Annotated in this window: 26 protein-coding genes and 1 pseudogene; 12 read left to right on the top strand and 15 right to left on the bottom strand. The window is 64.1% G+C overall.

Annotated elements, in window-relative coordinates:
• Positions 1–32: 32 nt before the first annotated feature.
• The 3 genes from IVB42_RS24195 to trxB all read right to left on the bottom strand — a co-directional run bounded on the left by IVB42_RS24195 (position 33) and on the right by trxB (position 3,297).
• On the bottom strand, positions 33–941 hold the full coding sequence (locus tag IVB42_RS24195; RefSeq protein WP_247296191.1) for a 4-hydroxy-tetrahydrodipicolinate synthase: 909 nt from the start codon (positions 939–941) through the stop codon (positions 33–35).
• Positions 942–1,402: 461 nt separating this feature from the next.
• Positions 1,403–2,326: a LysR family transcriptional regulator gene (locus IVB42_RS24200; RefSeq protein ID WP_007614700.1), complete on the bottom strand. Its 924-nt coding sequence runs from the start codon at positions 2,324–2,326 to the stop codon at positions 1,403–1,405.
• Positions 2,327–2,331: 5 nt separating this feature from the next.
• Entirely contained in the window at positions 2,332–3,297 is a 966-nt protein-coding gene (gene trxB, locus IVB42_RS24205) for a thioredoxin-disulfide reductase (protein WP_247296188.1), read from the bottom strand.
• Between the two features lie 264 nt (positions 3,298–3,561).
• Between trxB and IVB42_RS24210 the strand changes: the two genes are divergently transcribed.
• Complete coding sequence (locus IVB42_RS24210; protein WP_007596676.1) at positions 3,562–4,041, top strand: Lrp/AsnC family transcriptional regulator; 480 nt, start codon at positions 3,562–3,564, stop codon at positions 4,039–4,041.
• A gap of 117 nt (positions 4,042–4,158) precedes the next feature.
• On the opposite strand, the gene greA is transcribed toward IVB42_RS24210, so the two are convergent.
• From greA to IVB42_RS24225, 3 genes are all read right to left on the bottom strand, one after another.
• On the bottom strand, positions 4,159–4,632 hold the full coding sequence (gene greA, locus IVB42_RS24215; RefSeq protein ID WP_007596674.1) for a transcription elongation factor GreA: 474 nt from the start codon (positions 4,630–4,632) through the stop codon (positions 4,159–4,161).
• A gap of 211 nt (positions 4,633–4,843) precedes the next feature.
• Positions 4,844–8,308: a carbamoyl-phosphate synthase large subunit gene (gene carB / locus IVB42_RS24220; protein ID WP_085348771.1), complete on the bottom strand. Its 3,465-nt coding sequence runs from the start codon at positions 8,306–8,308 to the stop codon at positions 4,844–4,846.
• A gap of 145 nt (positions 8,309–8,453) precedes the next feature.
• Positions 8,454–9,623 carry an MFS transporter gene (locus IVB42_RS24225; protein ID WP_247296186.1) on the bottom strand — a complete coding sequence of 390 codons (1,170 nt, stop codon included), beginning with the start codon at positions 9,621–9,623 and terminating at the stop codon, positions 8,454–8,456.
• Between the two features lie 112 nt (positions 9,624–9,735).
• Here IVB42_RS24225 and IVB42_RS24230 point away from each other — a divergent pair, with 112 nt between their 5' ends.
• A complete protein-coding gene (locus IVB42_RS24230; RefSeq protein WP_247296184.1) occupies positions 9,736–10,107 on the top strand; it encodes a helix-turn-helix transcriptional regulator in 372 nt (123 codons plus the stop codon).
• Positions 10,108–10,371: 264 nt separating this feature from the next.
• Here the strand turns inward: IVB42_RS24230 and IVB42_RS24235 are convergent, their stop codons facing one another.
• Positions 10,372–11,073 (bottom strand): class I SAM-dependent methyltransferase, encoded by a 702-nt coding sequence (locus IVB42_RS24235; RefSeq protein ID WP_247296182.1) that lies wholly within the window; start codon positions 11,071–11,073, stop codon positions 10,372–10,374.
• Positions 11,074–11,186: 113 nt separating this feature from the next.
• Here IVB42_RS24235 and IVB42_RS24240 point away from each other — a divergent pair, with 113 nt between their 5' ends.
• Entirely contained in the window at positions 11,187–11,711 is a 525-nt protein-coding gene (locus tag IVB42_RS24240) for a DNA starvation/stationary phase protection protein (RefSeq protein WP_007596666.1), read from the top strand.
• 124 nt (positions 11,712–11,835) lie between these two features.
• Here IVB42_RS24240 and IVB42_RS24245 read toward each other — a convergent pair whose 3' ends face one another.
• On the bottom strand, positions 11,836–12,357 hold the full coding sequence (locus IVB42_RS24245; RefSeq protein WP_247360997.1) for a hypothetical protein: 522 nt from the start codon (positions 12,355–12,357) through the stop codon (positions 11,836–11,838).
• Between the two features lie 165 nt (positions 12,358–12,522).
• The gene (gene carA, locus IVB42_RS24250; RefSeq protein ID WP_026232561.1) at positions 12,523–13,713 is read right to left on the bottom strand and encodes a glutamine-hydrolyzing carbamoyl-phosphate synthase small subunit; all 1,191 of its coding nucleotides are present in this window, start codon (positions 13,711–13,713) and stop codon (positions 12,523–12,525) included.
• A 146-nt stretch (positions 13,714–13,859) separates the two neighbouring features.
• On the opposite strand from carA, the pseudogene IVB42_RS42315 reads away from it, so the two are divergent.
• From IVB42_RS42315 to IVB42_RS24280, 6 genes and pseudogenes are all read left to right on the top strand, one after another.
• A pseudogene (locus IVB42_RS42315) lies at positions 13,860–14,586 on the top strand (alpha/beta hydrolase).
• Between the two features lie 33 nt (positions 14,587–14,619).
• The gene (locus IVB42_RS24260) at positions 14,620–15,075 is read left to right on the top strand and encodes a GatB/YqeY domain-containing protein (RefSeq protein ID WP_018453597.1); all 456 of its coding nucleotides are present in this window, start codon (positions 14,620–14,622) and stop codon (positions 15,073–15,075) included.
• A gap of 160 nt (positions 15,076–15,235) precedes the next feature.
• Positions 15,236–16,372 carry an epoxide hydrolase family protein gene (locus IVB42_RS24265; RefSeq protein WP_247296249.1) on the top strand — a complete coding sequence of 379 codons (1,137 nt, stop codon included), beginning with the start codon at positions 15,236–15,238 and terminating at the stop codon, positions 16,370–16,372.
• Between the two features lie 118 nt (positions 16,373–16,490).
• Positions 16,491–18,101, top strand: coding sequence for an acyl-CoA synthetase (locus tag IVB42_RS24270; protein ID WP_204512330.1), 1,611 nt, complete (start codon positions 16,491–16,493; stop codon positions 18,099–18,101).
• Between the two features lie 9 nt (positions 18,102–18,110).
• A complete protein-coding gene (locus IVB42_RS24275) occupies positions 18,111–18,578 on the top strand; it encodes a MarR family transcriptional regulator (protein ID WP_018453600.1) in 468 nt (155 codons plus the stop codon).
• Between the two features lie 81 nt (positions 18,579–18,659).
• A complete protein-coding gene (locus IVB42_RS24280) occupies positions 18,660–19,103 on the top strand; it encodes a hypothetical protein (protein ID WP_018453601.1) in 444 nt (147 codons plus the stop codon).
• Here IVB42_RS24280 and IVB42_RS24285 read toward each other — a convergent pair whose 3' ends face one another.
• Positions 19,104–21,332: an ATP-binding protein gene (locus tag IVB42_RS24285; protein WP_247296177.1), complete on the bottom strand. Its 2,229-nt coding sequence runs from the start codon at positions 21,330–21,332 to the stop codon at positions 19,104–19,106.
• Between the two features lie 310 nt (positions 21,333–21,642).
• Here IVB42_RS24285 and IVB42_RS24290 point away from each other — a divergent pair, with 310 nt between their 5' ends.
• A complete protein-coding gene (locus IVB42_RS24290) occupies positions 21,643–22,416 on the top strand; it encodes a DUF2189 domain-containing protein (RefSeq protein WP_018453603.1) in 774 nt (257 codons plus the stop codon).
• A gap of 27 nt (positions 22,417–22,443) precedes the next feature.
• Here the strand turns inward: IVB42_RS24290 and IVB42_RS24295 are convergent, their stop codons facing one another.
• Together IVB42_RS24295 and IVB42_RS24300 are read right to left on the bottom strand one after the other, a co-directional pair.
• Positions 22,444–22,635, bottom strand: a complete 192-nt coding sequence (locus IVB42_RS24295; protein WP_018453604.1) for a hypothetical protein — start codon at positions 22,633–22,635, stop codon at positions 22,444–22,446.
• On the bottom strand, positions 22,635–23,441 hold the full coding sequence (locus IVB42_RS24300) for a transglutaminase family protein (RefSeq protein ID WP_018453605.1): 807 nt from the start codon (positions 23,439–23,441) through the stop codon (positions 22,635–22,637). Before IVB42_RS24300 ends, IVB42_RS24295 begins: the two co-directional genes overlap by 1 nt.
• Before the next feature lie 360 nt (positions 23,442–23,801).
• Here IVB42_RS24300 and IVB42_RS24305 point away from each other — a divergent pair, with 360 nt between their 5' ends.
• On the top strand, positions 23,802–24,026 hold the full coding sequence (locus tag IVB42_RS24305; RefSeq protein WP_007614662.1) for a hypothetical protein: 225 nt from the start codon (positions 23,802–23,804) through the stop codon (positions 24,024–24,026).
• Positions 24,027–24,044: 18 nt separating this feature from the next.
• Here the strand turns inward: IVB42_RS24305 and IVB42_RS24310 are convergent, their stop codons facing one another.
• The 3 genes from IVB42_RS24310 to IVB42_RS24320 are packed head-to-tail and all read right to left on the bottom strand — an operon-like array spanning position 24,045 to position 25,331.
• On the bottom strand, positions 24,045–24,557 hold the full coding sequence (locus tag IVB42_RS24310) for an SRPBCC family protein (RefSeq protein WP_247361000.1): 513 nt from the start codon (positions 24,555–24,557) through the stop codon (positions 24,045–24,047).
• Positions 24,554–25,024: an SRPBCC family protein gene (locus IVB42_RS24315; protein ID WP_247471281.1), complete on the bottom strand. Its 471-nt coding sequence runs from the start codon at positions 25,022–25,024 to the stop codon at positions 24,554–24,556. The genes IVB42_RS24310 and IVB42_RS24315 overlap by 4 nt, the downstream gene beginning before the upstream one ends.
• On the bottom strand, positions 25,017–25,331 hold the full coding sequence (locus IVB42_RS24320) for a metalloregulator ArsR/SmtB family transcription factor (protein ID WP_007614659.1): 315 nt from the start codon (positions 25,329–25,331) through the stop codon (positions 25,017–25,019). Before IVB42_RS24320 ends, IVB42_RS24315 begins: the two co-directional genes overlap by 8 nt.
• A 111-nt stretch (positions 25,332–25,442) precedes the next feature.
• Here IVB42_RS24320 and IVB42_RS24325 point away from each other — a divergent pair, with 111 nt between their 5' ends.
• The gene (locus IVB42_RS24325; protein ID WP_085384410.1) at positions 25,443–26,063 is read left to right on the top strand and encodes a LysE family translocator; all 621 of its coding nucleotides are present in this window, start codon (positions 25,443–25,445) and stop codon (positions 26,061–26,063) included.
• Positions 26,064–26,071: the final 8 nt, after the last annotated feature.

Here is a 26,071-nt window from a genome sequence, read left to right on the forward strand (position 1 = left end):
AGAAGGGAAGCCTGCCGGGAGAGGTGAAGCATCTAAGCCGCGACTTGCATCCGCCGTTCGATCTCGCAATCGAGCTGCACGGCGAGTTCGCTGCCGATCTCGACCATCGGCAGGCGCACTTCGGGGCTGTCGATCAGGCCCGCGCGCCACAGCCAGTATTTTGCCGGGGCGGGACTGGGCTCGGTGAACAACAGGCGCGTCAGGTCCGCGACCTCCTGCCAGCGCGCCAGCGCTGCATCGTGATTGCCGCGCTTCAGCTCGGCATGGACAGCCGCGAACGTCGCGGTCTCGAGATGGGCTGACAGCACGATGCCGCCATCGGCGCCGTCGCTGAGCGCCTCGAAATAATTCGCATCCTCGCCGGTCAGCACGCGAAAGTCCGCAGGGCGGTCGCGCAGCAGCGCGATGGATTGCTCGCGGCTCGCGCCGCAATCCTTCAGGCCGATGATGCTCGGATGCCCGGCGAGCCGCAGCAGCGTCTGGTTGGTGATGTTGACCGAGGTGCGATAGGGAATGTTGTAGAGCGCGAACGGCCAGGCGGCGTGATCGGCGAGCGCCTCGAAATGCGCCAGCAGCCCCCGCTGCGACGGCCGCACATAATACGGGCTCGCGATCAGATAACCGTCGATCGGCCAGTCCGCGGTCTCGTCGAGACGCTCCTTCAGCCGCGAGGTGTCCGCGCCTGAAAGTCCGAGGCAGATCGGAAGCTTGCTGTGGGCGGTGGTCAGCTCGTCGCGCACGATGGCGACGAGGCGTTCGAGTTCGGCTTCGCGCAGCGTCATGCCTTCACCGGAGGTCGCCCCCAGGATGAAGCCGTCGACGGCCTGCCCGCTGTAATGCCGTGTCAGCCGGCGCAGCGACCTCTCGTCGAGAGCGCCGTCGCGAAACGGCGTTATCAGCGGCAGCCAGAGCCCGTGCAATTGTTCCTGTAGTCCGGTCATGTTCCATCTCCTTCTCGGGAAAAATCCTGAGACGGGGCACATGAAAAAACCCCGTCCAGGCGGCGGGGTTTTCGAAGTTTCGGCTCGCGATGACGAAGGCTGTTAGCGCGCGCAAAAATCCGAGGTCCCCAGATGGGGGCCTTTTTTCGAGGCGACTGCCTGCGAGGAGATTGCGCACGACTTCGTGATCATTCGCAAATGATGCGGGGTAAGCATGGAACTGTCAATACACGCGGAGGGCGATGGCCGGATTGCCAAAAAAAAGCCGGGCTCGATCGAGCCCGGCTTAAGGTATTGGCCACGTGAGGCCGACACAATCACCTTCCAAGAGGGATTACTGAACTCCCGCGCCACTGGAGGAGGGGGACAAATGCGCAACGCGAAGGCTCAGCGTAGAAACATTATGGGCTAGCCTCGCGCCATGCATCAAGCGTCCAAGCCGCATGTCAGACATGCGGAAATCAGGACGGCCAGCGCTGCGCTTTGCTCACCACGAAGTCGCGGAACACTTGCACGCGCGCGACCGTCTTCAGCTCTTCCGGATAAACAAAATACGTATCGAGCTGGATCGAATCCGATTCGCCGAACAGCTGCACGAGGCGGCTCTGTTCTTCGATCAGATAGTCCGGCAGCGCCGCGATGCCGAGGCCCTGCTGACAGGCGCGGACGAGGCCGAGAATGTTGTTGACCCTGAAATAGGCTTCGCGCGGACCCGAGCCGTTGCGCCCCGCTTCGACCAGCCAGTTGCGGTTCTGAAGATGCGGGGCGAAGTTGCCGTCAGAGAGCGTGATGATGCGGTGGGAGTCGAGCTCCTCCAGCGTGCGCGGCGTGCCGAAGCGCTTGATGTAATCAGGCGAGCAATAGGCGTGGAAGCCCATCGCGAACAGCTTGCGCTGAATGAGATCCGGCTGCGTCGGCTTGCGGGTGCGGATCGCGACGTCGGCCTCCCGCATCGACAGGTCGAGCTCCTCGTCGGTGACGATCAGCGAGATCCGGATTTCCGGATAGAGCGCGGTGAATTCGCCGAGCCTGGGGATCAGCCAGTTGATGCCGACGCCGGGCGTGGTGGTGATCTTGAGATCGCCGCTCGGCCGCTCGCGGCTGTCGGTCAGTTTCGCGCGCGCCGCCTGCAGCTGCATGAAGACGTCATGGGCGGTGCGGAACAGGAGGTCGCCCTGTTCGGTGAGGATCAGGCCGCGGGCGTGGCGGTGGAACAGCGAGACCGAGAGCTCCTGCTCCAGTGCCGAGACCTGGCGTGACACCGCCGATTGCGACAGGCCGAGCTGCTCGCCCGCGTGCGTGAAGCTGCCCGCTTCCGCCGCGGCGTGAAACACCTTCAGCTTGTCCCAGTCCATATCCGTAAATCCGTCGCGTGTTCTTGCCATGATGTCTATTCCGCTGCCGCGCGCTCGCTGGCGCGCAGGGCCAAAAATCGTTCCGCCTCGAGCGCCGCCATGCAGCCGAGGCCGGCCGCCGTGACCGCTTGACGATAGGTCTCGTCGGCGACGTCGCCGGCGGCGAACAGGCCGGGGACCGAGGTCGCGGTCGAGTTCGGGGCGACCTCGACATAGCCCGACGGTTTCAGCTTGACCTGCCCAGCCACGAGCTCGGTCGCCGGGGCATGCCCGATGGCGATGAAGACGCCGTCGGTCGGCACATCGGTCAACGCGCCGGACTTGACGTTCTTGAGTCGCACATGGGTGACCTTGTTCGGGTTCTCGGTGCCGCAGATCTCGTCGACGGCTGAGTCCCAGACCACCTTGATCTTCGGGTGCTTGAACAGACGCTCCTGCAGGATGCGTTCGGCGCGGAAGTGATCGCGACGATGCACGATGGTGACCTGCGAGGCATGGTTGGTGAGATACAGGGCTTCTTCGACCGCGGTATTGCCGCCGCCGACCACCACGACTTGCTTGTTGCGGTAGAAGAAGCCGTCACAGGTGGCACAGGCCGACACGCCGCCGCCCTGGAATTTCGCTTCGGACGGCAGCCCGAGCCAGCGCGCCTGGGCGCCGGTGGCGAGGATCACGGTGTCGGCGAGATAGACGTCACCGCTATCGCAGGTGAGGCGAAAGGGTCGCTGCGAGGTGTCGAGCTTCGTCACCAGATCGGTCTTGATCTGGGTGCCCACATGCAGCGCCTGCTTCTCCATCTGCTCCATCAGCCAGGGGCCCTGGATCACGTCGGCGAAGCCGGGATAGTTCTCGACCTCGGTGGTGATGGTGAGCTGGCCGCCTGCCTGGATGCCCTGGATCAGGATCGGCTCGAGCATCGCGCGCGCGGCGTAGATCGCCGCCGTGTAGCCTGCGGGGCCGGAGCCGATGATGACGACCTTTGCATGGACAGCGGCGGACATTTCGACAGATGCCTTTCACGGGGGACTGCAGCGCGGGCGCGGAACGTGCCGGGAGGCCTCGCGGAGGCGCTGAAATATCAGAGGTAATCTAAGCCTTCTGGTGAGCTATGCAAGAATTGCATTCCCTATCGGCGGATTTTTCCAACAGGGAACAAAAGTCGATTGCGCTGCACGCGCAATAAAATTGCGCCGGTCGTGCGGTCTGGGCTATGAGGATTGCGACAAAGCCACCGATACCGCCGCAAGACCAGGAGTTCCAATCACGTGTCGCGGAACCTAGACGAGATCGACCTGAAGATTCTCACCGAGATTCAGGCCGACGGTCGAATCACGAATGTCGAGCTGGCCAAGCGCGTCGGCATTTCGCCCCCGCCCTGCCTGCGCCGCGTGCGGGCGCTGGAGGAGGAGGGGTATATCCACGGCTATCGCGGGCTTCTGGATGCACGCAAGCTCGGCTTCGACGTCACGGTGTTTGCCGCAGTGCACCTCTCCAGCCAGGCGGAGGCCGATTTGCGCGCCTTCGAGGAGTTCGTCCGCGCCGAGCCGCTGGTGCGCGAGTGCTGGATGCTGTCGGGCGAAGTCGATTTCATCCTGAAATGCGTCGCACCCGACATGGCCACCTTCCAGGATTTCGTCACCCACCTGACCGCCGCCCCGCACGTCCGCAACGTGCGGACCTCGCTGGTGCTGCACAATTCGAAATACGAGGCGGCCGTGCCGCTCGACGTGAGAGGAAGAAGGTAGTTCGTCCTCTCCCCGCAGGCGGAGCGAGGTGGAGTAAGCCGCACCCCCTCGGCAACACTAGATATAAAAAGGCCGCGCATCGCGCGGCCTTTTCAAATCACGCGCGACGGCAAATCGTTACCGCCACTCCACCTTGGTGATCTCATAAGCCTTGGCGCCGCCGGGTGCGTTGACCTCGACGGTTGAGCCCTTCTTCTTGCCGATCAGCGCGCGCGCGAGCGGCGAGGTGATGGAGATGCGGCCCTTCTTGGCGTCGGCCTCGACCTCGCCGACGATCTGCCACACCGTCTTCTTTTCGGTGTCCTCGTCGACCAGTGTCACGGTCGCGCCGAACTTGATGGTGTCGCCGGACAGCTTCGAGATGTCGATGATGTCGGCGCGCGCCAGCTTGTCCTCGAGCTCGGCGATGCGGCCTTCATTGTGGGACTGCTCTTCCTTCGCGGCGTGGTATTCCGCGTTCTCCGAAAGGTCTCCGTGCGAGCGCGCCTCGGCGATATGCTCGATGATCCGCGGACGGTCCTCCGACTGGCGCTTCTTCAGTTCTTCCCCGAGCGCGGCAAAGCCGCCCGCTGTCATCGGTACCTTTTCCATCTCTTCTCTCGTCCTTCGGTCGCGCGCGCCCTGAAAAGTCAGCGCGCACGCAACTTGATTCGTCAGTCTGTCCGGGGGCTCAACGCGCGTGCCGCCGAACGTTCATATGGGCTTGGCACCGGAACAGAACAACCATATGGCCGGACAGTTCCTCCGGCCATAGTGGCTTCACCGCCAATCACTAACAGAAGGTTGGGCCTTCCGCTCGCGATCAGGTTTCCGAAAAGTAGCTCTGCAGGGTCCGAACCTCAAGGTCCCCGCCCAGATAGGCGCGGATGCCCTGCGCGGCCGCCACGGCCCCGGAAAGAGTGGTGTAATACGGCACTTTATGCAAGAGGGCCGCGCGCCGCAGAGAACGGCTGTCGGCGAGCGCCTGCGGGCCTTCGGTGGTGTTGAAGACGAGCTGGACGTCGCCATTGGTGATGGCATCGACGATGTGCGGCCGGCCCTCCAGCACCTTGTTCACCTTCTCGGTCGGGATCCCCTGGTCGGTCAGGAAGCGGGCCGTGCCCGACGTCGCCAGCACCTTGAAGCCGAGCGAATGCAGCTCGCGAACGGCCTCGGTGATGCGCGTCTTGTCGCTCTCGCGAACCGAAACGAACACCGTGCCCTTGCGCGGCACCCGCGTGCCGCCGCCGAGCTGGCTCTTGGCGAACGCCACCGCAAAGGAGCGGTCGATGCCCATGACCTCGCCGGTCGAGCGCATCTCGGGGCCGAGCACGGTATCGACCCCGGGGAAGCGGGCGAACGGAAACACCGATTCCTTCACGCCGACATGATCGAGGTTCGCCTTCTTCAGGTTGAAATCGGCGAGCTTCTCGCCGGCCATGATGCGCGCCGCGATCTTCGCCACCGGCGTACCGACCACCTTGGCGACAAAGGGCACCGTGCGCGAGGCCCGCGGATTGACTTCGAGCACGTAGATCTCGCCGTCCTTGATGGCGTATTGCACATTCATCAGGCCGACGACGTCGAGGCCGAGGGCCAGCTCGCGGGTCTGCCGCTCCAGCTCCTCGATCATCTTGTCGTCCAGCGAGTGCGGCGGCAGCGAGCAGGCGCTGTCGCCGGAATGGATGCCGGCTTCCTCGATGTGCTCCATGATGCCGACGATGAAGGTGTCCTTGCCGTCGCAGAGGCAGTCGACGTCGATCTCGGTCGCATCGGACAGATAGCGGTCGAACAGCAGTGGGTTCTTGCCGAGCACGGTGTTGATCTGGCCGGTCTTGTCGTTCGGGTAGCGCGCCTTGACGTCGCCCGGCACCAGCTCCGGCAGCGTGCCGAGCAGGTAATCACTGAGCTGGTTTTCCTCGCGGATGATTTGCATCGCGCGGCCGCCGAGCACGTAGGACGGGCGCACCACCAGGGGCAGCCCGAGATCGGTTGCGACCAGGCGCGCTTGCTCGACCGAATAGGCGATGCCGTTCTTGGGCTGCTTCAGCCGCAGCTTGTCGAGCACCCGCTTGAAGCGGTCGCGGTCTTCCGCAAGGTCGATGGCGTCGGGCGAGGTGCCGAGGATCGGCACTTCGGCGGCTTCCAGCGCGCGCGCGAGCTTGAGCGGGGTCTGGCCGCCGAACTGCACGATCACGCCGTGCAGCGTGCCGTTCGTGCGTTCCTTCGCGATGATCTCCAGCACGTCCTCGGCGGTGAGCGGCTCGAAATAGAGCCGGTCGGCGGTGTCGTAGTCGGTCGACACCGTCTCCGGGTTGCAGTTCACCATGATGGATTCGTAGCCGGCGTCGTGCAGCGCGAAGCAGGCGTGACAGCAGCAATAGTCGAACTCGATGCCCTGGCCGATGCGGTTCGGTCCGCCGCCGAGGATGATGACCTTCTTCTTGTCGGACGGCGAGCTCTCGTCCGCAGGCGCGCCCGCGAACGGCGCCTCATAGGTCGAGTACATGTAGGCGGTGGGCGAAGCGAACTCGGCCGCGCAGGTGTCGATGCGCTTGTAGACCGGGCGAACGCCGAGCGCGTGTCGCTTCGCCGTGACCTCGGCCTCCGTCGTCTCTGCGATCACCGCGAGCCGGGCATCGGAGAAGCCCATGGCCTTGAGCGTGCGCATGCCGAAGGCGTTGCCCGGCAGGCCGTTCTTGCGGACCTTCGCTTCCATCTCGACGATGCCGCGCATCTCGCTGAGGAACCACGGATCGATCTTGCAGGAATTGAAGATCTCCTCGTCCGACCAGCCGAGCCGCATCGCCTGCCCGACCTGGAGCAGCCGGTTCGGTGTCGGCGTGCCCAGCGCAGCGCGGATCGCATTCTTATCGTCGTCGCGACCGAGACCTTCGATCTCGATCTCGTCGAGGCCGGTGAGGCCGGTCTCGAGCCCGCGCAATGCTTTCTGAAGGCTTTCCTGGAAGGTGCGGCCGATCGCCATGACTTCGCCGACCGACTTCATCGACGTAGTCAGCGTGGTGGAGGCACCGGGGAATTTCTCGAAAGCGAAACGCGGCACCTTGGTGACGACATAGTCGATCGTCGGCTCGAACGAGGCCGGCGTGGCGCCGCCGGTGATGTCGTTGGCGATTTCGTCGAGCGTGTAGCCGACCGCAAGCTTGGCGGCGACCTTTGCGATCGGAAAGCCGGTGGCTTTCGAAGCCAGGGCGGAGGAACGCGACACGCGCGGGTTCATCTCGATGACGACCATGCGGCCGTCTTCGGGATTGACGCCGAACTGCACGTTGGAGCCGCCGGTCTCGACGCCGATCTCGCGCAGCACCGCCAGCGAGGCGTCGCGCATGATCTGGTATTCCTTGTCGGTCAGCGTCAGCGCCGGCGCCACCGTGATGGAATCGCCGGTGTGAACGCCCATCGGATCGAGGTTCTCGATCGAGCAGACGATGATGCAATTGTCGTTCTTGTCGCGCACCACCTCCATCTCGTACTCTTTCCAGCCGAGCACGGATTCTTCGATCAGCACTTCGTTGGTGGGAGACGCATCCAGGCCGCGCTCGATGATGTCGAGGAACTCTTCCTTGTTGTAGGCAATGCCACCGCCGGTGCCGCCCATGGTGAAGGAGGGGCGGATGATCGCGGGCAGGCCGATCTCGGACAGCGCCATCAGCGCCTGGCCAAGCGCATATTCCTGGTAGCGCTTGCGGCGGTCGCTTTCGCCGAGTGTCCATTGCCGCTCGAGTTCTTCGAGTGCAGCGCCCGATGCCTTGGCGCGTTCGGCCTGGTACTTGTCGCGGAACGACTTCTTCAGGGCGGAGGCGTTGGCGAGCCGCGACTTAGGCGTCTCGAGCCCGATCTTGGTCATGGCCTCGCGGAACAGCTGGCGGTCCTCGGCCTTGTCGATCGCGTCCGCGGTGGCCCCGATCATCTCGACGTCGAACTTGTCGAGCGTGCCTTGCTGGCGCAGCGACAGCGCGCAGTTCAGCGCGGTCTGTCCGCCCATGGTCGGCAGCAGCGCGAAGCCGCCGGGAATGACGTGACGTTCCTTCTCGATGATTTTCGCGACGATCTCTGGCGTGATCGGCTCGATATAGGTCGCATCAGCCAATTCCGGATCGGTCATGATGGTGGCCGGATTGGAATTGACGAGGACGATGCGATAGCCCTCTTCCTTCAGCGTCTTCACCGCCTGGGTGCCCGAATAGTCGAACTCGCAGGCCTGGCCGATCACGATGGGACCGGCGCCGATGATCAGGATGGTGGTGATGTCTGTACGTTTGGGCATCAACTCTCGCCGAAGTGGAATTTGGGCACAAAAAAAGGGCGCGCCTGCTGCGCGTCCCTTTGGCCGAGAGCGCGGTGGTCCCCCCTCGCGCGCGGGGTGGGTCTTAGACCAGTTTTCCGGGCGGCGAAACCCCGAAAAACGCCCATCAACCGGCAATTTTGACCGGTTTTGGCCGGGCCTGCCAACCGCGGGCGAGATGGACCAGAAGAGCCGCCGAAACGCTTAATCCGCCGACCCAGCCGAGATCGGCGGGGCTCCACGCCGCAAGCACGGCGCCGCCCAAGGCACCGCCGATCGCAAAGCCGAGATACATGGCCGAGGCGTTGAGCGAGAGCGCGATCATCGAGGCCTGTGGCTCGATCCGGATGATGCTGGCGACCTGGGCCGGGTAGAACGCCCATCCCGAGATGCCCCAGAGGAAGATCGCACCTAGCACCGCGTAATGCGCCTGTTCCGGCATCAGCTTCAGGACCAGCGAATGCAGGATCAGCGCGCTGGCCATGCCGGCAAGTCCGAGACCTGCTGTGGCGAGCGTGCCGAGCCGGTCGGCCAGGACGCCACCGAACATGTTCCCGATCGCGGCGGCGCCGCCGAACACCAGCAGCGCGAGGCTGATCTGCGACGCATCGAATCCAAGGCCGCGCAGCGGGACCGCGAAATAGGTGAAGACGGTGAAGCCACCGAGCGCCCATAAAATCGTGATCAGAAGCGCCGTCAGGACATTGCGGTGACGCGCCACTGCCAGCCGATCGCTGAGCGAGGCCGTGTTGCGTGGCAGGCCGCGGGGCAGACCGAGCAGGAGGCCGGCGAGCGCAACGGCACCGATCAGGGCGACCATGGCAAAGGTCGCGCGCCAGCCGAGCAGGCTGCCGACGAGATTGCCGAGGGGAACGCCGATGACGGTCGCAACCGTGAGGCCCGAGGTAACCAGCGCCACCGCGCGGCCGCGTCGCTCCGGCGCGGCGACGGCCACGGATACGGCCAGCGCGGTCGGCATGCACAGCCCGGAGCCCAGCGCCATCAGCATGCGCGAGGCCAGCAGCAGGGCGTAATTCGACGCCACCATCGCCGCGAGGTTTCCGGCGATGAAGGTCGATAGCGCCAAGGCCAGCACGGTGCGGCGGTCGATATTGTTCAGTGTCACCGCCAAGATCGGCGAGCCGACCGCATAGGTGAGGGCGTAGGCTGTGACCAACTGCCCGGCGGCGGGGACGGAAATCGCCAGGTCCGTGGCGATCGACGGCAAAAGCCCAGCAATGACAAAGCCTTCCGTGCCGATCGCAAAGGCTCCCAAGGCCAACCAGAATACGCTCATCGGAGAAATCCCTATGTTCAACGTTTATTGAACTATTGATGGGACCGGGTCAGGAGTCAATTGGTTCAAGAACTATTGAACATCCAGGTCATTTCGCTATGCTCTTCGGACGATGAGCCGCACCCCACCCCACCCCACCCGCGAGCAGATCGAACTGCCGATGGTTCTGGATTGCCTGAGCGATCCGATCAGATTGGCGATCGTGTACCAGCTCGCGCAGCAGGAACGTGTCAGCGGCGAGCTGTGCTGTGGCGATTTCAACGGGCTCAGCGGCAAGTCGAATCTTGCCTATCACTTCGCCAAGCTGCGCGAATGCGGCCTGATGCAGACCCGCGTCGCCGGCACCAACCGCTTCGTGCGCCTGCGCCGCGACGATCTGGACGCACGCTTTCCGGGCCTGCTCGATGCTGTCATCACCTCCGCGGCAAAAGATGCCGACCGGCTGCGGCTTGTGTCGGAATGTGAAGTGGTTGAGGCTGATTGAGGATTGGGCGGCCAGTCCCTCTACGCTTGCCCTTCGCTCCAGCTACGCCGGACACGCTTAGCCCCCTTCGGGCCTCGCGTGGCTGCGCCACGCGTAGCCCCGTGAGGGGCGAAGCGTGGAGACCCGGCCTGGATTTGAACCAGGATAAAGAGCGATGCATCGCCCTCGCGTAGACACTTCCGCCACCGGGCCGCGGCGATCATTACCGATCGGGGTGCGACAAGCCACCTCAGGCAGACGTTATGCTTAACGGATCCACCAAGCTCAACGGACCAGCGGCGGCCGCGCGACGAACGTCATGCGCCAGCTATTGTGGCCGATATTGCGGTGAGCACGCTGGACCGCGAAGCCGACTCCCTTGAGCGTGGCGGTGATCTCCTCCTCACTGTAGCGCTGTAACCCGATGCGCGTTCGCAGCTGACGGTAATCCGACAGTGCGGTGCTGATCAGCCCGATCAGTGCATCTTTCAAAAAGCCGTGACGCAGGCCGAAGCTGAGCAGCGCCGTAACGTCCCTGAACATGCCGACATTGGGCTGGAGGATATCGCCCAGCACGAGCTTGCCCGAGGGCTTCAGGATACGGGAGAAGTTGAGGAGCGCGGCGTCGAGCTCGTCCGGCGTCATGTATTGCGCGACCGAGTTCATCACGACGAGATCGATCGACTGCTCCTGCATCTTGCGGACGTCGTCGAGCGAGCGGACGCGGATTTTCGTGTTCGGGGCAAACCGCGCGATCAACCGGCCGCGTACGCCGGGCGCAGGCTCGGCGAGGATCAGCTTGCCGCAGGCCGCCGCGACCTGGCTCGCCGACAGCGCCTCGCCGCAGGCATAGTCGAGCACGGTCGCCTCGGGCGAAGAGATGTAGCCGATGATGTCCCGCGCGATGATCTGGAAGTGCAAGTCGCGATGCAGCTTGCTGACATAGATCGTGTGCGTCGAGTCGTAATAATCGATCCAATCGTCCATGGTCGTCGAGGGCCCCGGCCAAACGGTTCCGTTGCAGGAACCGGCGCTGCCCGCCTGCGTTAGGGGTGCGGCGGCGCGCCGTCAATGTCTGCGTCCTAACAGGAAGGTTTCCCGTGAGCAAAGCTCCACAAAAGGTCTCGCCCGACCTCGACACGCCCACCGATCTGTCGTCCCAGGCGGTCAACAAGGTTTCGGAGGCACTCAACGTGCTTCTGGCCGACGCGTTCGCGCTGTATCTGAAGACCAAGAATTTCCACTGGCACATCAGCGGCCGGCATTTCCGCGACTATCATCTGCTGCTCGACGAGCAGTCCGACCAGATCTTCGCCACCACCGACCAGCTCGCCGAGCGCGTCCGCAAGATCGGCGGCACCACGCTGAAATCGATCGGGCAGATCGCCAAGCTCCAGACCATCAAGGACAACAACGAAGACTATGTCCCGCCGCGCGAGATGCTGCGCGAGCTGATGCAGGACAACAAGCATGTCGCCGCCGCAATGCGCAAGGCGCACGAGGTCTGCGACGACGCCGGCGACGTCGCCAGCGCCAGCATCCTCGAGAACTTCATCGACGAGACCGAGCGCCGCACCTGGTTCCTGTTCGAAGCCACAAGACAGGAAGGCGCGAACGAGGCGTAGGGGCACACTGTCGTAGGGTGGCCAAAGGCGCGCTCTTCGCGCGCCGTGCCCACTATCTCTCCGCAGTTCAAACTGTTTGGTGGGCAGGCTTCGCTTTGCCCACCCTACTGCACCGTCTTTGTAGCTACCGCCACAACCGCATCAACGCCCCGTTCTTGCCCGTCACCGGATCGGCCGGCGGCCGCGCGACGTTTGGAATCGTCTTCAGCGCCTTGGCGTGGTTCTCCGGTGTTGCGCGGGTGACCTCCATCTTCGCGCCCGGCGGATAGGCGCCGATCACGCAGAAATCCGCGCTGGCCTTGATGCGTTGGTGACCTGTGCCGGCGGGCAGGATCGCGACGTCGCCGGCCTTGATCTCCAGCTCCTGGCCGTGGTCGCCGCCGAAGCGGACGCGCGCGCTGCCACGCGCAACGCCGAGCACCTCGTGCACCGTTGCGTGATAATGCAGATAATCGAACACGCCATTGCGCCACGTGCCGCCCCAGCCGTTCGCTTCGAACAAGCGTTCGATCGTCTCTTCCGGCTGTCTGGAATCGAGCTTCACCGCGGCCTGGTAGACCAGGAAGGGGAGGATATTGTTGGGCACGAGCCCGTCATCCTCAAATACGATGGCGAGCGGCTCGGCATTGTCGCGGACGACAGACATAAGAGGCTCCTGCGTGAGCGTAGCAGTGATCAACGAAGGGAGTTAAGCGGCGTTCCTCGTTCCGCTGTCATTCCGGATTCGCGCTGCGCTGCGCCCGGAACGACAAGAGCCCGGGCGAAGGCCCGGGCTCGATGTCGTCAAAGCAGTTGCAGGAGAGCGCGCGCCCTACACGCTCTTGTTCTGCCGCATCAGATCGGCAAAGCGCTGGAACAGATAGTGCGAGTCGCGCGGACCCGGTGAGGCCTCGGGGTGGTACTGCACCGAGAACACCGGCTTGCCGTCGAGCTGGATGCCGCAATTGGAGCCGTCGAACAGCGAGATGTGGGTCTGCGTCGCGCCCGTCGGCAGGGTGCTCTCGTCGACGGCAAAGCCGTGGTTCATCGAGGTGATCTCGACCTTGCCGGTGGTCTCGTCCTTCACGGGATGATTGGCGCCGTGATGGCCCTGGTGCATCTTCTTGGTCTTGGCGCCGACGGCGAGGCCGAGCATCTGATGGCCAAGGCAAATTCCGAATGTCGGCGTGCCCGACTTGATCACGTCCTGGATCACGGGCACGGCATATTTGCCGGTCGCGGCCGGATCGCCGGGACCGTTCGACAGGAACACGCCATCCGGCTTCATCGCCAGGATATCCTCGGACGACGTCGTTGCCGGCACCACCGTTACCTTGCAGCCGACGCCGGCGAGCAGGCGCAGAATGTTGCGCTTGATGCCGTAATCGATGGCGACCACGTTGAACTCAGGCTTGTCCTGGCGGCCAAAGCCCTTGTCCCAGAGCCAGGGCGTCTCGTCCCAGGTGAAGCGCTGGCCTGAGGTGACCATTGGCACCAGGTCCATGCCCTCGAGGCCGGGCCATTCGCGCGCTTCTTCCTTCAAGCCGTGCAGGTCGAACTCGCCGTCCCTGGCGTGCGCGATTACGGCGTTGGGCATGCCCTTGTTGCGGATCAGCGCGGTCAGCGCGCGGGTGTCGATGCCGGAGAGGCCGATGATGCCGCGCGCCTTCAGCCACTGGTCGAGGTGCTTGGTGGCGCGATAGTTCGAGGGATCGGTGATCGCGGTGCGCAGGATCACGCCGCGCGCGCCGGGCGTCGCGGCCATGTTCACCGTCTCGATGTCGTCGTCGTTAGTGCCGACATTGCCGATATGCGGGAAGGTGAAGGTGATGAGCTGGCCGGCATAAGAGGGATCGGTGAGGATCTCCTCATAGCCGGTCATCGCGGTGTTGAAGCAGACCTCGCCGACGGCTTGGCCTTCGGCGCCGAGGCCAAAGCCTTCGAGCACCGTGCCGTCGGCAAGCACCAACAGCGCGGTCGGTTTGTGGTCCGGCCAAGCGTGATCGTTATCATGTTGTGTCATGAGCCCGGTTCATAGTCCCCGCGGGCGCTGCCGTCAAAGCGGAGATGCGCCGATTCACATGCGTTTTTGCATATTTGACAGGTCGGCTTGGGCCCCTAAGCTCCGCAGCATAATTTCCGGCAAATTCCGGGGCTCGGGAGGCAATAATGGACCAGACGACGCCGATTCTGCTGGTTCCGGGATTAGCCTCCTCGGCCCGGATCTATGCACCGGTGATCCCGTCGCTGTGGCAGTTCGGCCCGGTGATGGTCGCCAACCATATTCGCGATGACAGCATGGCGGCGATCGCCCGGCGGGTGCTGAGCGGGGCGCCGCCGCGCTTCGCGCTCGCCGGCCATTCCATGGGCGGCTACATCGCCCTCGAGATCATGCGCCAGGCGCCCGAGCGGGTGGCCAGGCTCGCGCTGATCAACACTCAGGCGCGGCCCGACACGGAGGAGGCGACCGCACGCCGCCGCGGCCTGATGGAGCTGGCCCGGCGCGGGGAGCTGCGTGCCGCGCGCGAGGAGATGTTTCCCGAACTGGTGCATCCGTCGCGCCGCGACGATGCAGGCATTCGCCAGCTCGTACACGAGCAGGGCGATGACGTCGGCGTCGAAGGCTATCTGCGGCAGCAGACCGCGATCATCGCGGGTGGATTCACGGCCGACGCTTGCGACGATCAAATGCCCGACATTGGTGCTGACGGGCGATCAGGACAACACGATTCCCAACGCATTCTCGAAGGAGATGGCGGAGGGCATTGCCGGCGCAAGGCTCGTCGTTCTGGAGAATTGCGGACACCTGCCGCAACCGGAGCAGCCTGCGGCGACGGTGCGGGCGCTGGTCGAATGGCTGGGAACCCCGGTTGTCTCCGGGCTGCGAACGGCCTAGATCAGGCGTCGGATAGTCTAGGGGATCACGATCATGCTGCGCGACGACATCAACAATGCGGTCAAGGAGGCCATGAAGGCCAAGGAAGAGCGCAAGCTGTCCACGCTGCGCATGGTCAACTCGACCATCAAGAACGCCGACATCGAGGCGCGCGGCAACGGCAAGCCGCCGCTCTCGGACGCGGACTTGCTCGGCGTGTTTCAGAAGATGATCAAGCAGCGCCAGGAATCGGTTGAGCTCTACGAGAAGGGCGGCCGTGCCGAACTCGCCGCGCAGGAGCGCGACGAGATCGCGGTGATCTCCGCGTACTTGCCGAAGCAGATGTCGGATGACGACGTCAAGAAGGTGATCTCGGACGCGATCGCCGAGACCGGCGCCGCCGGCATGAAGGACATGGGCAAGGTGATCGCCGTGTTGAAGACCAAGTACGCCGGCCAGATGGATTTCGGCAAGGCCTCTGGTTTGGTGAAGGCTGCTCTGACGGGCTAGGCGGCCGCGCCGAAGGTTTGCCAGGAGCTGACAGACTATCATCCTGGTCACGCCCGGCCTTGTGCCGGGCATCCACGTTCTTCAAAATGGAGAGAAAGAACGTGGATGGCCGGGACGAGCCCGGCCATGACGAGAACCTCCGATGAGCAGGGCCTCTCCCATGACCGCCATCAAGCCGTTCCGCATCGCCATCAGCGACGACGTCCTCACCGACCTCAAGTCGCGCCTCGCCCGCACGCGCTGGCCGGAGGCGGAGCTGGTCGATGATTGGAGCCAGGGCGCGCCGCTGGCATGGATCCAGGAAATCTGCACCTATTGGGCTGATGGCTACGACTGGCGCGCGCGCGAAGCGAAACTCAACTGCTTCGAGCAGTTCACCACCGAGATCGACGGGCTCGACATCCACTTCCTGCATGCGCGCTCGAAGGAGCCGTCGGCACTGCCGCTGATCATCACCCATGGCTGGCCCGGCTCGATCGTCGAATTCCAGAAGGTGATCGCGCCCTTGGTCGATCCTGTCGCGCATGGCGGCAATCCTGCCGATGCCTTCCACGTTGTCTGCCCGTCGCTGCCGGGCTTTGGCTTTTCCGGCAAACCCAAGACCACCGGCTGGGGCGTCGATCGTATCGCCGCGACCTGGGCCCAGCTGATGGACCGGCTCGGCTATATCAGGTACGGCGCGCAGGGCGGCGACTGGGGCTCGGCAGTGACGACCTCGCTTGGCATGCAGGACGCCGAGCATTGCGCCGGCATCCACATCACGCTCGCCTTCAACGCCGCGCCGAAAGTCGAGGGCGAACCGACGCCGGAAGAGAAGCGCGCGCTCGCCGGCCTCCAGCATTACGTCGACCTCGACTCCGGCTATTCGAAGCAGCAATCGACGCGGCCGCAGACACTCGGCTACGGCTTGACGGATTCGGCGAGCGGGCAGGCGGCCTGGATTCTGGAAAAATTCTGGGCCTGGACCGATTGCAACGGTCATCCCGAGAACATCTTCACCAAGGACGAGCTGCTCGACAACGTCATGCTCTACTGGGCGACGGAGACCGCGACCTCGTCGGCGCGGCTCTATTGGGAAAGCTTTGGCAAGCGCCGGACCACGCCGGTCGTCAAGGTGCCGACGGGCGTGGCTGTCTTTCCCAGGGAGATCATCACGCCGGTGCGGCGCTGGATGGAGCCGAACTTCCGCAACATCACGCATTGGAGCGAGATGGAGAAGGGCGGCCATTTCGCCGCATTCGAGCAGCCGGAGCTGTATGTCGGCGAGGTCAGAAAGTTCTTCCGGACGGTGCGCTGAGACGCATTCTCCGTCAGGCCCGGACTTGTCCCGGGCATCCGCGCCCTTAAACTCAGGTCAAACAAGAACGTGGATGGCCGGGACAAGTCCGGTCAGACGACGCTGCCGGGAAACGACCATGCTCACCGAAGCCAGCACCTATGACGAACTCTACGGCAATTTCCGCTGGGAGATCCCGGCGCGCTTCAACCTGGCGGAGGCCTGCTGCGATCGCCACGCCGACGGCACCGGCCGGCTGGCGCTGGTCTATCTCGATGAGAACGGCGCCATCACGCGCACATCCTTCGACGATGTCGCGGAGATGTCGCGCCGCTTCGCCAATGTGCTGAGGGCGGATGGCCTTGTCCGCGGCGACCGCGTCGCGGTGTTCCTGTCGCAGTCGCTGGAGCTGCCGATCGCGCACATGGCCGCGTTCCGTTCGGCGATGATCTCTATTCCGCTGTTCGCATTGTTCGGCGAAGACGCGCTGGAATTCCGCCTGTCGAACTCGCAAGCGAGGGCGATCGTCACCGACGAGGGTGGCTGGGAGAAGCTTTCGAAGATTCGCGACCGTCTGCCGGAGCTGAAGAAGGTCTACATCGTTGGCGAACGAACGCCGGCGGGTACGACATCGTTCTGGAATTCGGTCAAGGCTGCATCGCCCGACTTCAGGCTGGTGGACACGTCTGCTGACGATCCCGCGCTGATCATCTACACCTCGGGCACGACGGGCAATCCGAAGGGCGCGCTGCACGCCCACCGCGTCGTGCTCGGACATCTCCCCAATGTCGAGATGTGCCACAACTTCCTGCCGCGCCCCGGCGATCTGATGTGGACGCCGGCGGACTGGGCCTGGATCGGCGGCCTCATCAACGGCCTGTTCGCGTTCTGGTACCACGGCATTCCCCTGGTCGGTCACCGCGCGCGAAAGTTCGAGCCGCAAGCGGCGATGCAGATGATGGCCGATCTCGGCGTGCGTAATGTGTTCCTGCCGCCGACCGCGCTGAAGCTGATGCGGCAGGCCGGCGTGACGCATTCCGGCATCAAGCTGCGCAGCATCTTTACCGGCGGCGAGTCCCTCGGCGGCGAGCTGCTCGGCTGGGTGCGCGAGACCTTCGGCGTCGACGCGCACGAGGTGTTTGGCCAGACCGAATGCAATCTCGTGATCGGCAGCAACGCGAATCTGTTTCCGATCCGCCCCGGTTCGATGGGCAAGGCGACGCCGGGTTTCGACGTCCGCATCGTCAATGACAGAGGCGAGGAGCAGCCACGTGGCCAGCGCGGCATCATCGGGGTGCGCCAACCCTGTCCTTGCACGATGCTCGAATACTGGCGCAATCCGGAGGCAACGTCGAAGAAATATGCCGGCGAGTTCCTGCTCACCGGCGATCTCGGGGTGCAGGACGAGGACGGTTACTTCTGGTACGTCAGCCGCGAGGACGACGTCATCACCACCGCCGGCTATCGTGTCGGCCCGTCCGAAATCGAGCACACGCTGATGAAGCACCCGGCGGTGGCGATGGCGGCGGTGGTCGGCATTCCCGATCCGATCCGCACTGAATCGATCAAGGCCTGGATCGTGCTGCGCCCGGGCTTTGCCGCCAGCGACGCACTCGCGCGCGAGATCCAGGAGTTCGTCAAGGTGCAACTCGCCGCCCACGAATACCCACGGTTCGTGGAGTTCGCGGAGACACTTCCAATGACCGCCACCGGAAAGGTGCTGCGGCGCGAGCTGCGGACGAGGGGTTAGCTTCCTGCAATGGCAAAGACGTCTCAAGCCGCGGGGCTTCACCGCGCTTCACTTGCGAAGCTGAGCGAACTCGATGCGGCGCTGGAGCTCATGTATTACGGCTGGCGCGGCATGACACTCGAAGCCGACGCATATCTCGCCAAGCAAGGACTGTCGCGCCCGCACCATCGCATCCTCTACGTGGTGGCGCGCCGGCCCGATATCGCGATCGGCTCGCTGATCGAGATCCTCGGCATTTCCAAGCAGGCCCTGAACCGGCCGCTCAATTTGTTGCTTGAGCGCAAGCTCCTGACCTCAAAACGCTCGCCCGAGCAGCATCGCTCGAAGCTGCTGCGCCTGACGGCCGCGGGGCAGCGCATCGAGCAGCGCGCATCGGACCACGAGCGCAAGGTGCTGCGCGAGGCGTTCGATCGCGTCGGAGCGACAGGTGCGGCTGCGTGGATGGGCGTGATGGAGGCGATCGCCGACACCAACTGACGATTCCTGAAGTCAACATGGTTGACATGAGGAGCGGGCTTTGCCACTTTCCTGGCCAACGAGCCGTGGGAGGGCTCCGCCATGCGTCTTTCGGATATCGTGCTGCTCCTCAACGCGCTCTGGTTCGGCGGCGCCTTCATCCAGTTCAGCATTGCGCAAGCCAATACACTGAAGATTCTCCTGCCGCGGGAAGAGCGCACCAATCCGATCGCGCCGACATTGTCGGCCAGCGTGGCATTCCTTGGCGGCATCAATCTGCCGATCGGCCTTCTGTCGCTCTACCTTCTGGCAGCCCGTCCGGTCTTCTTCCAGCCGGTCGAAGCGCAGCTGGTGCTGTTCCTGTTCTTTGCCGCCTGCCATTTCAGCCAGTTCGCCTACAACCTTCCGGTCCTGCTGCGCGGAGGACGCGTCGGGGTCGCTTATTGGCCCGTGTTGAAAGGCCCGATGCTCAGGATCTTCGTCATCGACGCGGCCTTGTTCGTGGCCAATCTGGGTGCGGCGCTTCTCCTCGCGTCGCGCTCCTGACTACCGCGACGGCGTCGACAGCGCAGATCGCAGCATGGCGGCGAGGTCTCGCCGCCGGAACGGCTTGGTCAGGATGCGGGCATCGCCGATTGCGTCGGGCGCCGAGACCGGATTTTGGCTGTAGCCGGAGGTGAAGAGCACCTTGAGCCCGGGTCGCAGCTGGATTGCTTGCCGGGCAAGCTCCGGCCCGAACATGCCGCCGGGCATCACGACGTCGGTGAACAGCAGGTCGATATCCCCGGACTGGCGCAACAAGTCGAGCGCCGCCGGGCCGCTCGCGGCCGTGATGACGCGATAGCCGAGCGTCTTCAGCTCGCTTTCGACATAAGTCCGAACCATGTCGTTGTCTTCGACGACGAGAATGGTCTCGCTTCCTTCGCGCGTGACGATCCCTTCGGCGGGTGAGGCGTCCTCGTTTGGCGGTGTTGCCAGGCGGGGAAAGAACAGCCTGACGGTGCTGCCTTGTCTCGGTGCGGACTGCATCTGCACCAGCCCGCCGGACTGCCGCACAAAACCGTAGACCATGCTCAGGCCGAGCCCGGTCCCCTTGCCGACCTCCTTGGTGGTGAAGAACGGCTCGAACGCCCGGCTCGCCACCTCGGCGGTCATGCCGCTGCCGGTGTCGATCACGGCCACCATGACATAGTCGCCTGGTCGCGGTTCGCCATTGATGTCCAAGTCGGATTCACCGAGCGAGACGTTGCGCGCCTCGATGGTCAGCCTGCCGCCCAACTGCATGACATCGCGCGCGTTGAGCACGAGATTGAGCAGCGCAGTCGTGAGCTGGCCGGGATCGACGCTGATCAACCACAGGTCCGGTGCGAGCGCGAAGGTGCATTCGATGTGCTCGCCCAAGGGGCGGCGCAACAAGTGCTCCACCTCCTTAATCTTTTCGCCGATGTCGATGTCTCGCGGCCTCAGGGGCTGCTTGCGCGCGAAGGCGAGCAGGCTCCGCGTCAGGTCGGAGCCGCGTTCGGCAGCTGTCGCGATGTCGCCGGCGATCCGGTGCAACTCCTTGTTCCCCGCCAGCCTGTCGGCAAGGTGCTCCGAATTGCCGAGAATGACGGTGAGGAGATTGTTGAAGTCATGCGCCACACCGCCGGTGAGCTGACCCATGGCCTCCATCTTCTGGGATTGGCTGAGCTTCTGGTTGAGGTCCGCGATGGCCGCCCGTTGCTGCTCAAGCGATTCGGCAGTGTCGTTGAGCAGGGTCATCAATCCGCCCAGCTCGCCGCGCGGATGGGGAGGAGGAATTCGCGCGTTGAGATCGCCGAGCCCGAGTCTCTTCGCCATGTTGGCGAGCCGCCCGACCTGGCGCCCGACGCTCACGGTCGCGAGGATCCATACGCCGGCCAGCAGCAGCAGCAAGGCCACCGCGAGGATCGCCATATCCTCATAGAGCCGGCGATTCGCCGCCGCGACCAATCCGTCCTTGGACCGTCCGACCAGGATGTAGAGGCCGGCATCACGGATCGAAGGTGAGTGGGCGACGGCCCAGACCTGCGTGCGGCCGTCGCGATCGGTCACTTCCTGAAATGCCTTTTGATCGGGAGCCGTCGCGAAGCCGAGCAGGTCGGATCCCGCGATCGACGCGCCCACGGGCGCGGTCCAGCCGGCTCCCAAGGGAGCGACGAGAACGGTGCCCTTGCCGTCGATGAGCAGAATATCCTTCTCGGCGAGCAGCCGCTTGTGGTGATACTCGGCGAATTTGCGCAGGTTGAACGAGGCAAGCAGCACCAGCTTCAGCGCGCCCGCCTCCGATCGCACCGGATATGCGATCTGGAGCACCGATATTCCGGTCAGCCGGCCGAATACCGGCTCAACCACGACGTTGCGCGAGACCAGGGCCTGCTTGAAATAGGCGCGATCCCTCAGATCGAGGGTGCGGTTGGTCCGCAGCGAGTCGCAGAACAGGCTGCCGTCCGGATCGATGGTCAGGATTCCCGTGAACTGAGGGTATTCCTCGCGCACGTCCGACAGAAACGCCGAGCACGCCGCCTTGTCGCGCGTGTCGAGGTCGCGCGCGCGGGCCAGACCATAGTGAAGCTGAGCGGTGCCCTGAATCTTCCCACCCAGATCGCTCGCAATGTCGTCGGCCGAGGCCGACAGATTGGCCAGGGCGGCGTTGACTTCACTGCTCCGGTTCTGCACGAAACGCAGCCCGACGAGGCTCGCCGGCACCAGCATGGCCGCGATGACGAGTATCAGTAGTCGGGTACGCAAGCTCATCGGTCGGACGGTCCATTCGAGTCATCGCGCTCGTTCAAAGACTCAATTTGCGGCACCACCCGCCGCTCAGTCCATAGGCATCGGGTCGAAAAAGTCCCCGACGGGGAAAGATTTCGAGCCGCGGGCAGGACGGATGAGCTTCCCGAAGGACGCGCGCCGTCGGCGCGGTGGTTTTCCCGGGTCTGCGCCGGCGGCTTCGGGATACTGTCGTCCAGCCAACAACTCGCGCGTGCGCACCTGCCGCGGGGACGCTAAGATCGAGTCAATCCGCGTGCGACGGAGATCGCGCCGGCGAACGAGGAGGAAGCTGATGTCCATTTCGGGCAAGGTCGACCCGGTGGTGCGTCCCGTCGCGGCGACCGACATCGCCGAGGCGCTGGTCGAAGGCCTGCGGGATTTCCAGGCGCTGCCGCTTTACGGCCTCTGCTTCGGTACGCTCTACGCCGCCGGCGGCATCGCCATCATGCTGTGCTTCACTGCGTTCGGCATGGTCTATCTGGTCTATCCGCTGGCCGCCGGCTTCGCGCTGCTCGGGCCATTCGTGGCGATCGGGCTCTATGAAGTCAGCCGCCGTCGCGAGCGCGGCGAGCCCGTCTCGCTCGGCGCGATCTGGTCGGCTGTGCGCGCGCGCAGCGAGATCGGCTGGATGGCCTTCGTCACGCTGTTCGTGTTCGTGGTCTGGATGTATCAGGTGCGGCTTCTGATCGCGCTGCTGCTTGGCCTGCATGCCTCGTTCTCGAGCCTGCAGGAGTTCATGACGGTGGTGCTGACCACGAACGAGGGCCTGCTGTTCCTCGGCATCGGCAACGCGGTCGGCGCGGTGCTGTCGCTGATCCTGTTTTCGCTGACGGTCGTGTCGTTTCCGCTGCTGCTCGACCGCGAGGTCGATTTCGTCACGGCGATGGTGACAAGCGTGCGCGCGGTCGTGGCCAGCCCGCTGCCGATGATTGGCTGGGCCGCGGTGATCGTGATGGTCCTGATCGTCTCGGCGCTGCCGTATTTTCTGGGGCTGGTGGTGACGCTGCCCGTGCTCGGGCACGCGACCTGGCATCTTTATCGGCGGATCGTGGTGCCGGTGGCGTAGCGGGAAGCCGGACGCAACGGCAGCGAGCTATTCGCCGGTTGCCAGCCGGCGTTCGCCGGATGAGGTCAGTTCGAGTTCGCCGAGGCGCCTGATTGCATAACCGAGGTTGGTCAGGCGCTCGCCGTGCGCTTGCGGGATTTCGCCTTGCGCCTTGCCCTTGCCGATCTCGGCCAAGGACGCAAATTCATCGGCGCTGAGTGCAACGCTGCTGTCTGTCATCAGGCAACCTCGTCGGTCCATACCTTGAAATTGACAAGGGTATTCGGACCGAAGGTTTGGGTGATCGGGACGTCCGCGGCATCGCGTCCTTGTGCGATCAACACGCGACCGATCCGCGGCGTGTTGTTGCGCGGATCGAACATGTGCCAGCTTCCGCCGAGATAAGCCTCAAACCAGCCGGCGAAATCTCCCACGGCCCAGGGCTTCGGCGTGCCGATGTCGCTGAGATAACCGGTGCAGTAACGCGCCGGGATGTTCATGCAGCGGCAGAACGCGATGGCAAGATGAGCATAGTCGCGGCACACGCCCTTGCCTTCGTCGTAGGCTTCCCGCGCCGTCTTGGTCGCGCGCGCGTGCTCATAGCCGAAGGCGATGTGACGATGAACGAAATCGCAGATGGCCTGGACCCGCGCCCAGCCGGGCGGCGTGTGCTCGAACAACTTCCATGCGATATCCGACAGGCGATCGGTCTCGCAGTAGCGACTGCCGAGCAGATAGACGAGCGTGTCGGTCGGCAGCGCCTCGACGGCGTGCTGAGCCGCGTTCGGGAACACTGGATCGGGCAGGCCGCTGTCGCTCACGACGCCGTCGCCGGCAAGGCGAAAGGCGCCAGCCGGCGCCACGATGCGGCTGCACCAATTGCCGAAGAGGTCGCGATAGGGAGTGATCGGCACCGAGGGTCTGGTGGTCAGCAGGTCGGGCACGATGACATCGGAGGCGCGGGTGAAGTGCGTGCCCAGCACCATGATCATAGGCGTGGGCTGCGGGAATTCGTACAGCATCTCAAACCCGACGCGGAGCTTCATACGATTTTCCCTTGGCTAAGCTCGTAACATGGCTACGAAGCGGCCGATCACAAGGCTTTGACGGCTTATTCGGTCGCGGGCGGCAATTGGCGCCTCAAAAGTGCGGCACGGGCGAGAAAATGATAGCTAATTGCGGCGATTGCGCGCACGGTGCGGGAATGTCGAAAGATCTGTCGTTTCTGCGCCTATGCAGCGCCACGACTATTCGCGCGACGTGAAGCGCCTCATTCCCTCGCAGCGGCGGAGCCGACTCGTAGCGACGTCGTAACAGCGGTCGTCGCGCATATTGCCCACTCCAGCGGTGAGTTGGACGCGGCAGGCGCGTGCCGCGGACACCTGAAGGTTTCACCGCGATCGATCATGAGATCGAACGCCAACCGAAAGCACCCGATGCAAACTCAACCGATGCAAGCTCTCTCGCCACGGCACGTCAAGACAGAAGAAGCGCTCCGGCTCGGCGTCGAGTCGGGCTGGTACGCGATCAAGGTCAGTGGGACCTTTGTCTCGGGCCCGCACGACTCGGAAGCGGATTGCAGTCGCAAGATCGACGAAATCAATCCGCCTCCGGTGAAGAAGAAGCGATGACGACACGGAGTTCGCCCGCTACGGCGTCTTGATACCCATCGCCTTCAACGCTTCCAGCATCTGCGCCGGCGGCGCCATCTTGATCTGCGGCGCCTTGCCCGTTTCCAGCAGGCTCTTCAGCCCCGACAGGATTGCGGGCCAGCCGGTGCGGCCGCCGGAAAGGATGTCGTCGCTGAGCGGGCGGTCGTGGCGTTCGCTCACGGTGAGGCGGACGGCCTCGCCGGCTTGTTCAATCTCGTAAGTGACAAGCGTCGCGCCGAGCTTTGCGACGAGGTCGGGCCAGTTGACGTTCCACGTCACCGTCAGCTTGTTCGGCGGATCGTATTCGAACACATCGCCCGAAATGTGTTCCGAGCCATCAGGCGCGCGCACGACGAATTTGCCGCCGAGTCTTGGCTCCATCTCGACCGCAAAGCCGGAAAAATATTGGCGGCTGAACTCGGCGGAGGTCAGCGCCTCCCACACCTGGTCCGGCGTCGCGGCGATGTAAATCGTGTAGACGGTGAGCGGCTTGAACCGATCGAGGTTCATCTTTCATCGAATCCCTTGTTGAGGGCTGCGTGCGGAATGGCCAGCACCTTGCCGCTTTCCAGCAGGCTCTTGAGCCCGGACAGGATCGCCGGCCACCCGTTGGAAACGGCGCCGAAATATTTGCCGCCTTCGACGAAGCCGTCATGCAGCACCGTCAAACGCACGAGCGAGCCGAACGGTTCGATGGTAAAGACCACCCGCGAGATCGGCTCACCGCGCAGCTCCTCGTATTTTTGGTGCTTGAAGCTGTAAGACAGCCGCCGCGGCGGATCGGCTTCGAGGATCTCGCCGGAATCGGTGGTCTCGCCGTCCAGCAGCAGCGCGAAAGGGGAGCCGATTTTCCAGTCGGACCTGACCTCGGCGCCGAACCAGTATTGCTTGGTGAACTCGCTCGATGTCAGCGCCTCCCACAGCCTCGTTGGCGTTGTCTCGATGTAGGTGACATAGACGAATTGCGGCTTACTCATCACGCTTCTCCAACTGGCGTTTCAACTCGCCGAGTGCGGCGAGCTTGCCGCGCTCGAATTTCTTGATCCAGCGTTCGCCGATCTGATGGATCGGAACCGGATTGAGATAGTGCAGCTTCTCGCGGCCGTGCCTGATGGTCGTGACCAGATTGGCCTCTTCCAGAATGGCAAGGTGCTTGGTCACGGCCTGGCGCGTCATCGCGAGGCCTTCACAGAGTTCGTTCAGCGTCTGGCCGTTCCTGGCGTGAAGTCTGTCGAGCAGCGACCGTCGTGACGCATCGGCGAGCGCTTTGAAGACCTCATCCATGGCGGCGATAATAGGCAACCAAATGATTGCATGTCAAGCGCAAGGTCGTGACTTCCGTTCCCGCCCTCGCCATGCATTAATGCCGCAAACCGCTCCCAGCGAGTCCTCCCCATGATGTCTCTGCAAGCCTATCTCGCCTTCCTTGCCGCCTGCATCGCGCTCGCGCTGTTGCCGGGGCCGATCGTCACCCTCGTTATCGCCAACGGGCTGCGCCACGGCACGCGCGCGGCGCTGACCAATGTGGCCGGTGCGCAGGCCGGCCTCGCCATCGTCATCGGCATCGTCGCGGTCGGACTGACCTCGCTGATGGCGACCATGGGGTATTGGTTCGACTGGGTGCGCTTTGCCGGCGCCGCCTATCTGGTCTGGCTCGGCATCAAGCTGATCTGGGCGCCGGTCGAGGGCGTCAATGTGGATGAGCCGCCGGCGCCGCCGCGCGGCGGATTCTTCCTGCAAGGTTTCCTGGTGCTGCTGTCGAACCCGAAGGTGCTGGTGTTCTTCGGCGCCTTCATCCCGCAGTTCATGGACATGAACCGCGACCACTTCCCGCAGGTCGCGCTGCTGGGAGCCACCTTCATGGTCACTGCGGTGATGACGGACGCGCTCTACGCCATCGCCGCGGGGCGGGCCCGGAAGTTCTTCTCGGCTCGCCGCACCCGCATGATGTCGCGCATCTCCGGCGGCTTCATGATCGGCGGCGGCATCTGGCTGGCGCTGACCAGGGCGAAATAACCGCCGTC

The organism is Bradyrhizobium sp. 45, assembly GCF_023073155.1.
Classification (GTDB): domain Bacteria; phylum Pseudomonadota; class Alphaproteobacteria; order Rhizobiales; family Xanthobacteraceae; genus Bradyrhizobium; species Bradyrhizobium canariense_D.

Coding starts and splice junctions, on each gene's coding strand:
- IVB42_RS24195 (WP_247296191.1), bottom strand. CDS start 941: ATGACCGGACTACAGGAACAATTGCACGGGCTCTGGCTGCCGCTGATA.
- IVB42_RS24200 (WP_007614700.1), bottom strand. CDS start 2,326: ATGGCAAGAACACGCGACGGATTTACGGATATGGACTGGGACAAGCTG.
- trxB (WP_247296188.1), bottom strand. CDS start 3,297: ATGTCCGCCGCTGTCCATGCAAAGGTCGTCATCATCGGCTCCGGCCCC.
- greA (WP_007596674.1), bottom strand. CDS start 4,632: ATGGAAAAGGTACCGATGACAGCGGGCGGCTTTGCCGCGCTCGGGGAA.
- carB (WP_085348771.1), bottom strand. CDS start 8,308: ATGCCCAAACGTACAGACATCACCACCATCCTGATCATCGGCGCCGGT.
- IVB42_RS24225 (WP_247296186.1), bottom strand. CDS start 9,623: ATGAGCGTATTCTGGTTGGCCTTGGGAGCCTTTGCGATCGGCACGGAA.
- IVB42_RS24230 (WP_247296184.1), top strand. CDS start 9,736: ATGAGCCGCACCCCACCCCACCCCACCCGCGAGCAGATCGAACTGCCG.
- IVB42_RS24235 (WP_247296182.1), bottom strand. CDS start 11,073: ATGGACGATTGGATCGATTATTACGACTCGACGCACACGATCTATGTC.
- IVB42_RS24245 (WP_247360997.1), bottom strand. CDS start 12,357: ATGTCTGTCGTCCGCGACAATGCCGAGCCGCTCGCCATCGTATTTGAG.
- carA (WP_026232561.1), bottom strand. CDS start 13,713: ATGACACAACATGATAACGATCACGCTTGGCCGGACCACAAACCGACC.
- IVB42_RS24260 (WP_018453597.1), top strand. CDS start 14,620: ATGCTGCGCGACGACATCAACAATGCGGTCAAGGAGGCCATGAAGGCC.
- IVB42_RS24265 (WP_247296249.1), top strand. CDS start 15,236: ATGACCGCCATCAAGCCGTTCCGCATCGCCATCAGCGACGACGTCCTC.
- IVB42_RS24270 (WP_204512330.1), top strand. CDS start 16,491: ATGCTCACCGAAGCCAGCACCTATGACGAACTCTACGGCAATTTCCGC.
- IVB42_RS24275 (WP_018453600.1), top strand. CDS start 18,111: ATGGCAAAGACGTCTCAAGCCGCGGGGCTTCACCGCGCTTCACTTGCG.
- IVB42_RS24280 (WP_018453601.1), top strand. CDS start 18,660: ATGCGTCTTTCGGATATCGTGCTGCTCCTCAACGCGCTCTGGTTCGGC.
- IVB42_RS24285 (WP_247296177.1), bottom strand. CDS start 21,332: ATGAGCTTGCGTACCCGACTACTGATACTCGTCATCGCGGCCATGCTG.
- IVB42_RS24290 (WP_018453603.1), top strand. CDS start 21,643: ATGTCCATTTCGGGCAAGGTCGACCCGGTGGTGCGTCCCGTCGCGGCG.
- IVB42_RS24295 (WP_018453604.1), bottom strand. CDS start 22,635: ATGACAGACAGCAGCGTTGCACTCAGCGCCGATGAATTTGCGTCCTTG.
- IVB42_RS24300 (WP_018453605.1), bottom strand. CDS start 23,441: ATGAAGCTCCGCGTCGGGTTTGAGATGCTGTACGAATTCCCGCAGCCC.
- IVB42_RS24305 (WP_007614662.1), top strand. CDS start 23,802: ATGAGATCGAACGCCAACCGAAAGCACCCGATGCAAACTCAACCGATG.
- IVB42_RS24310 (WP_247361000.1), bottom strand. CDS start 24,557: ATGAACCTCGATCGGTTCAAGCCGCTCACCGTCTACACGATTTACATC.
- IVB42_RS24315 (WP_247471281.1), bottom strand. CDS start 25,024: ATGAGTAAGCCGCAATTCGTCTATGTCACCTACATCGAGACAACGCCA.
- IVB42_RS24320 (WP_007614659.1), bottom strand. CDS start 25,331: ATGGATGAGGTCTTCAAAGCGCTCGCCGATGCGTCACGACGGTCGCTG.
- IVB42_RS24325 (WP_085384410.1), top strand. CDS start 25,443: ATGATGTCTCTGCAAGCCTATCTCGCCTTCCTTGCCGCCTGCATCGCG.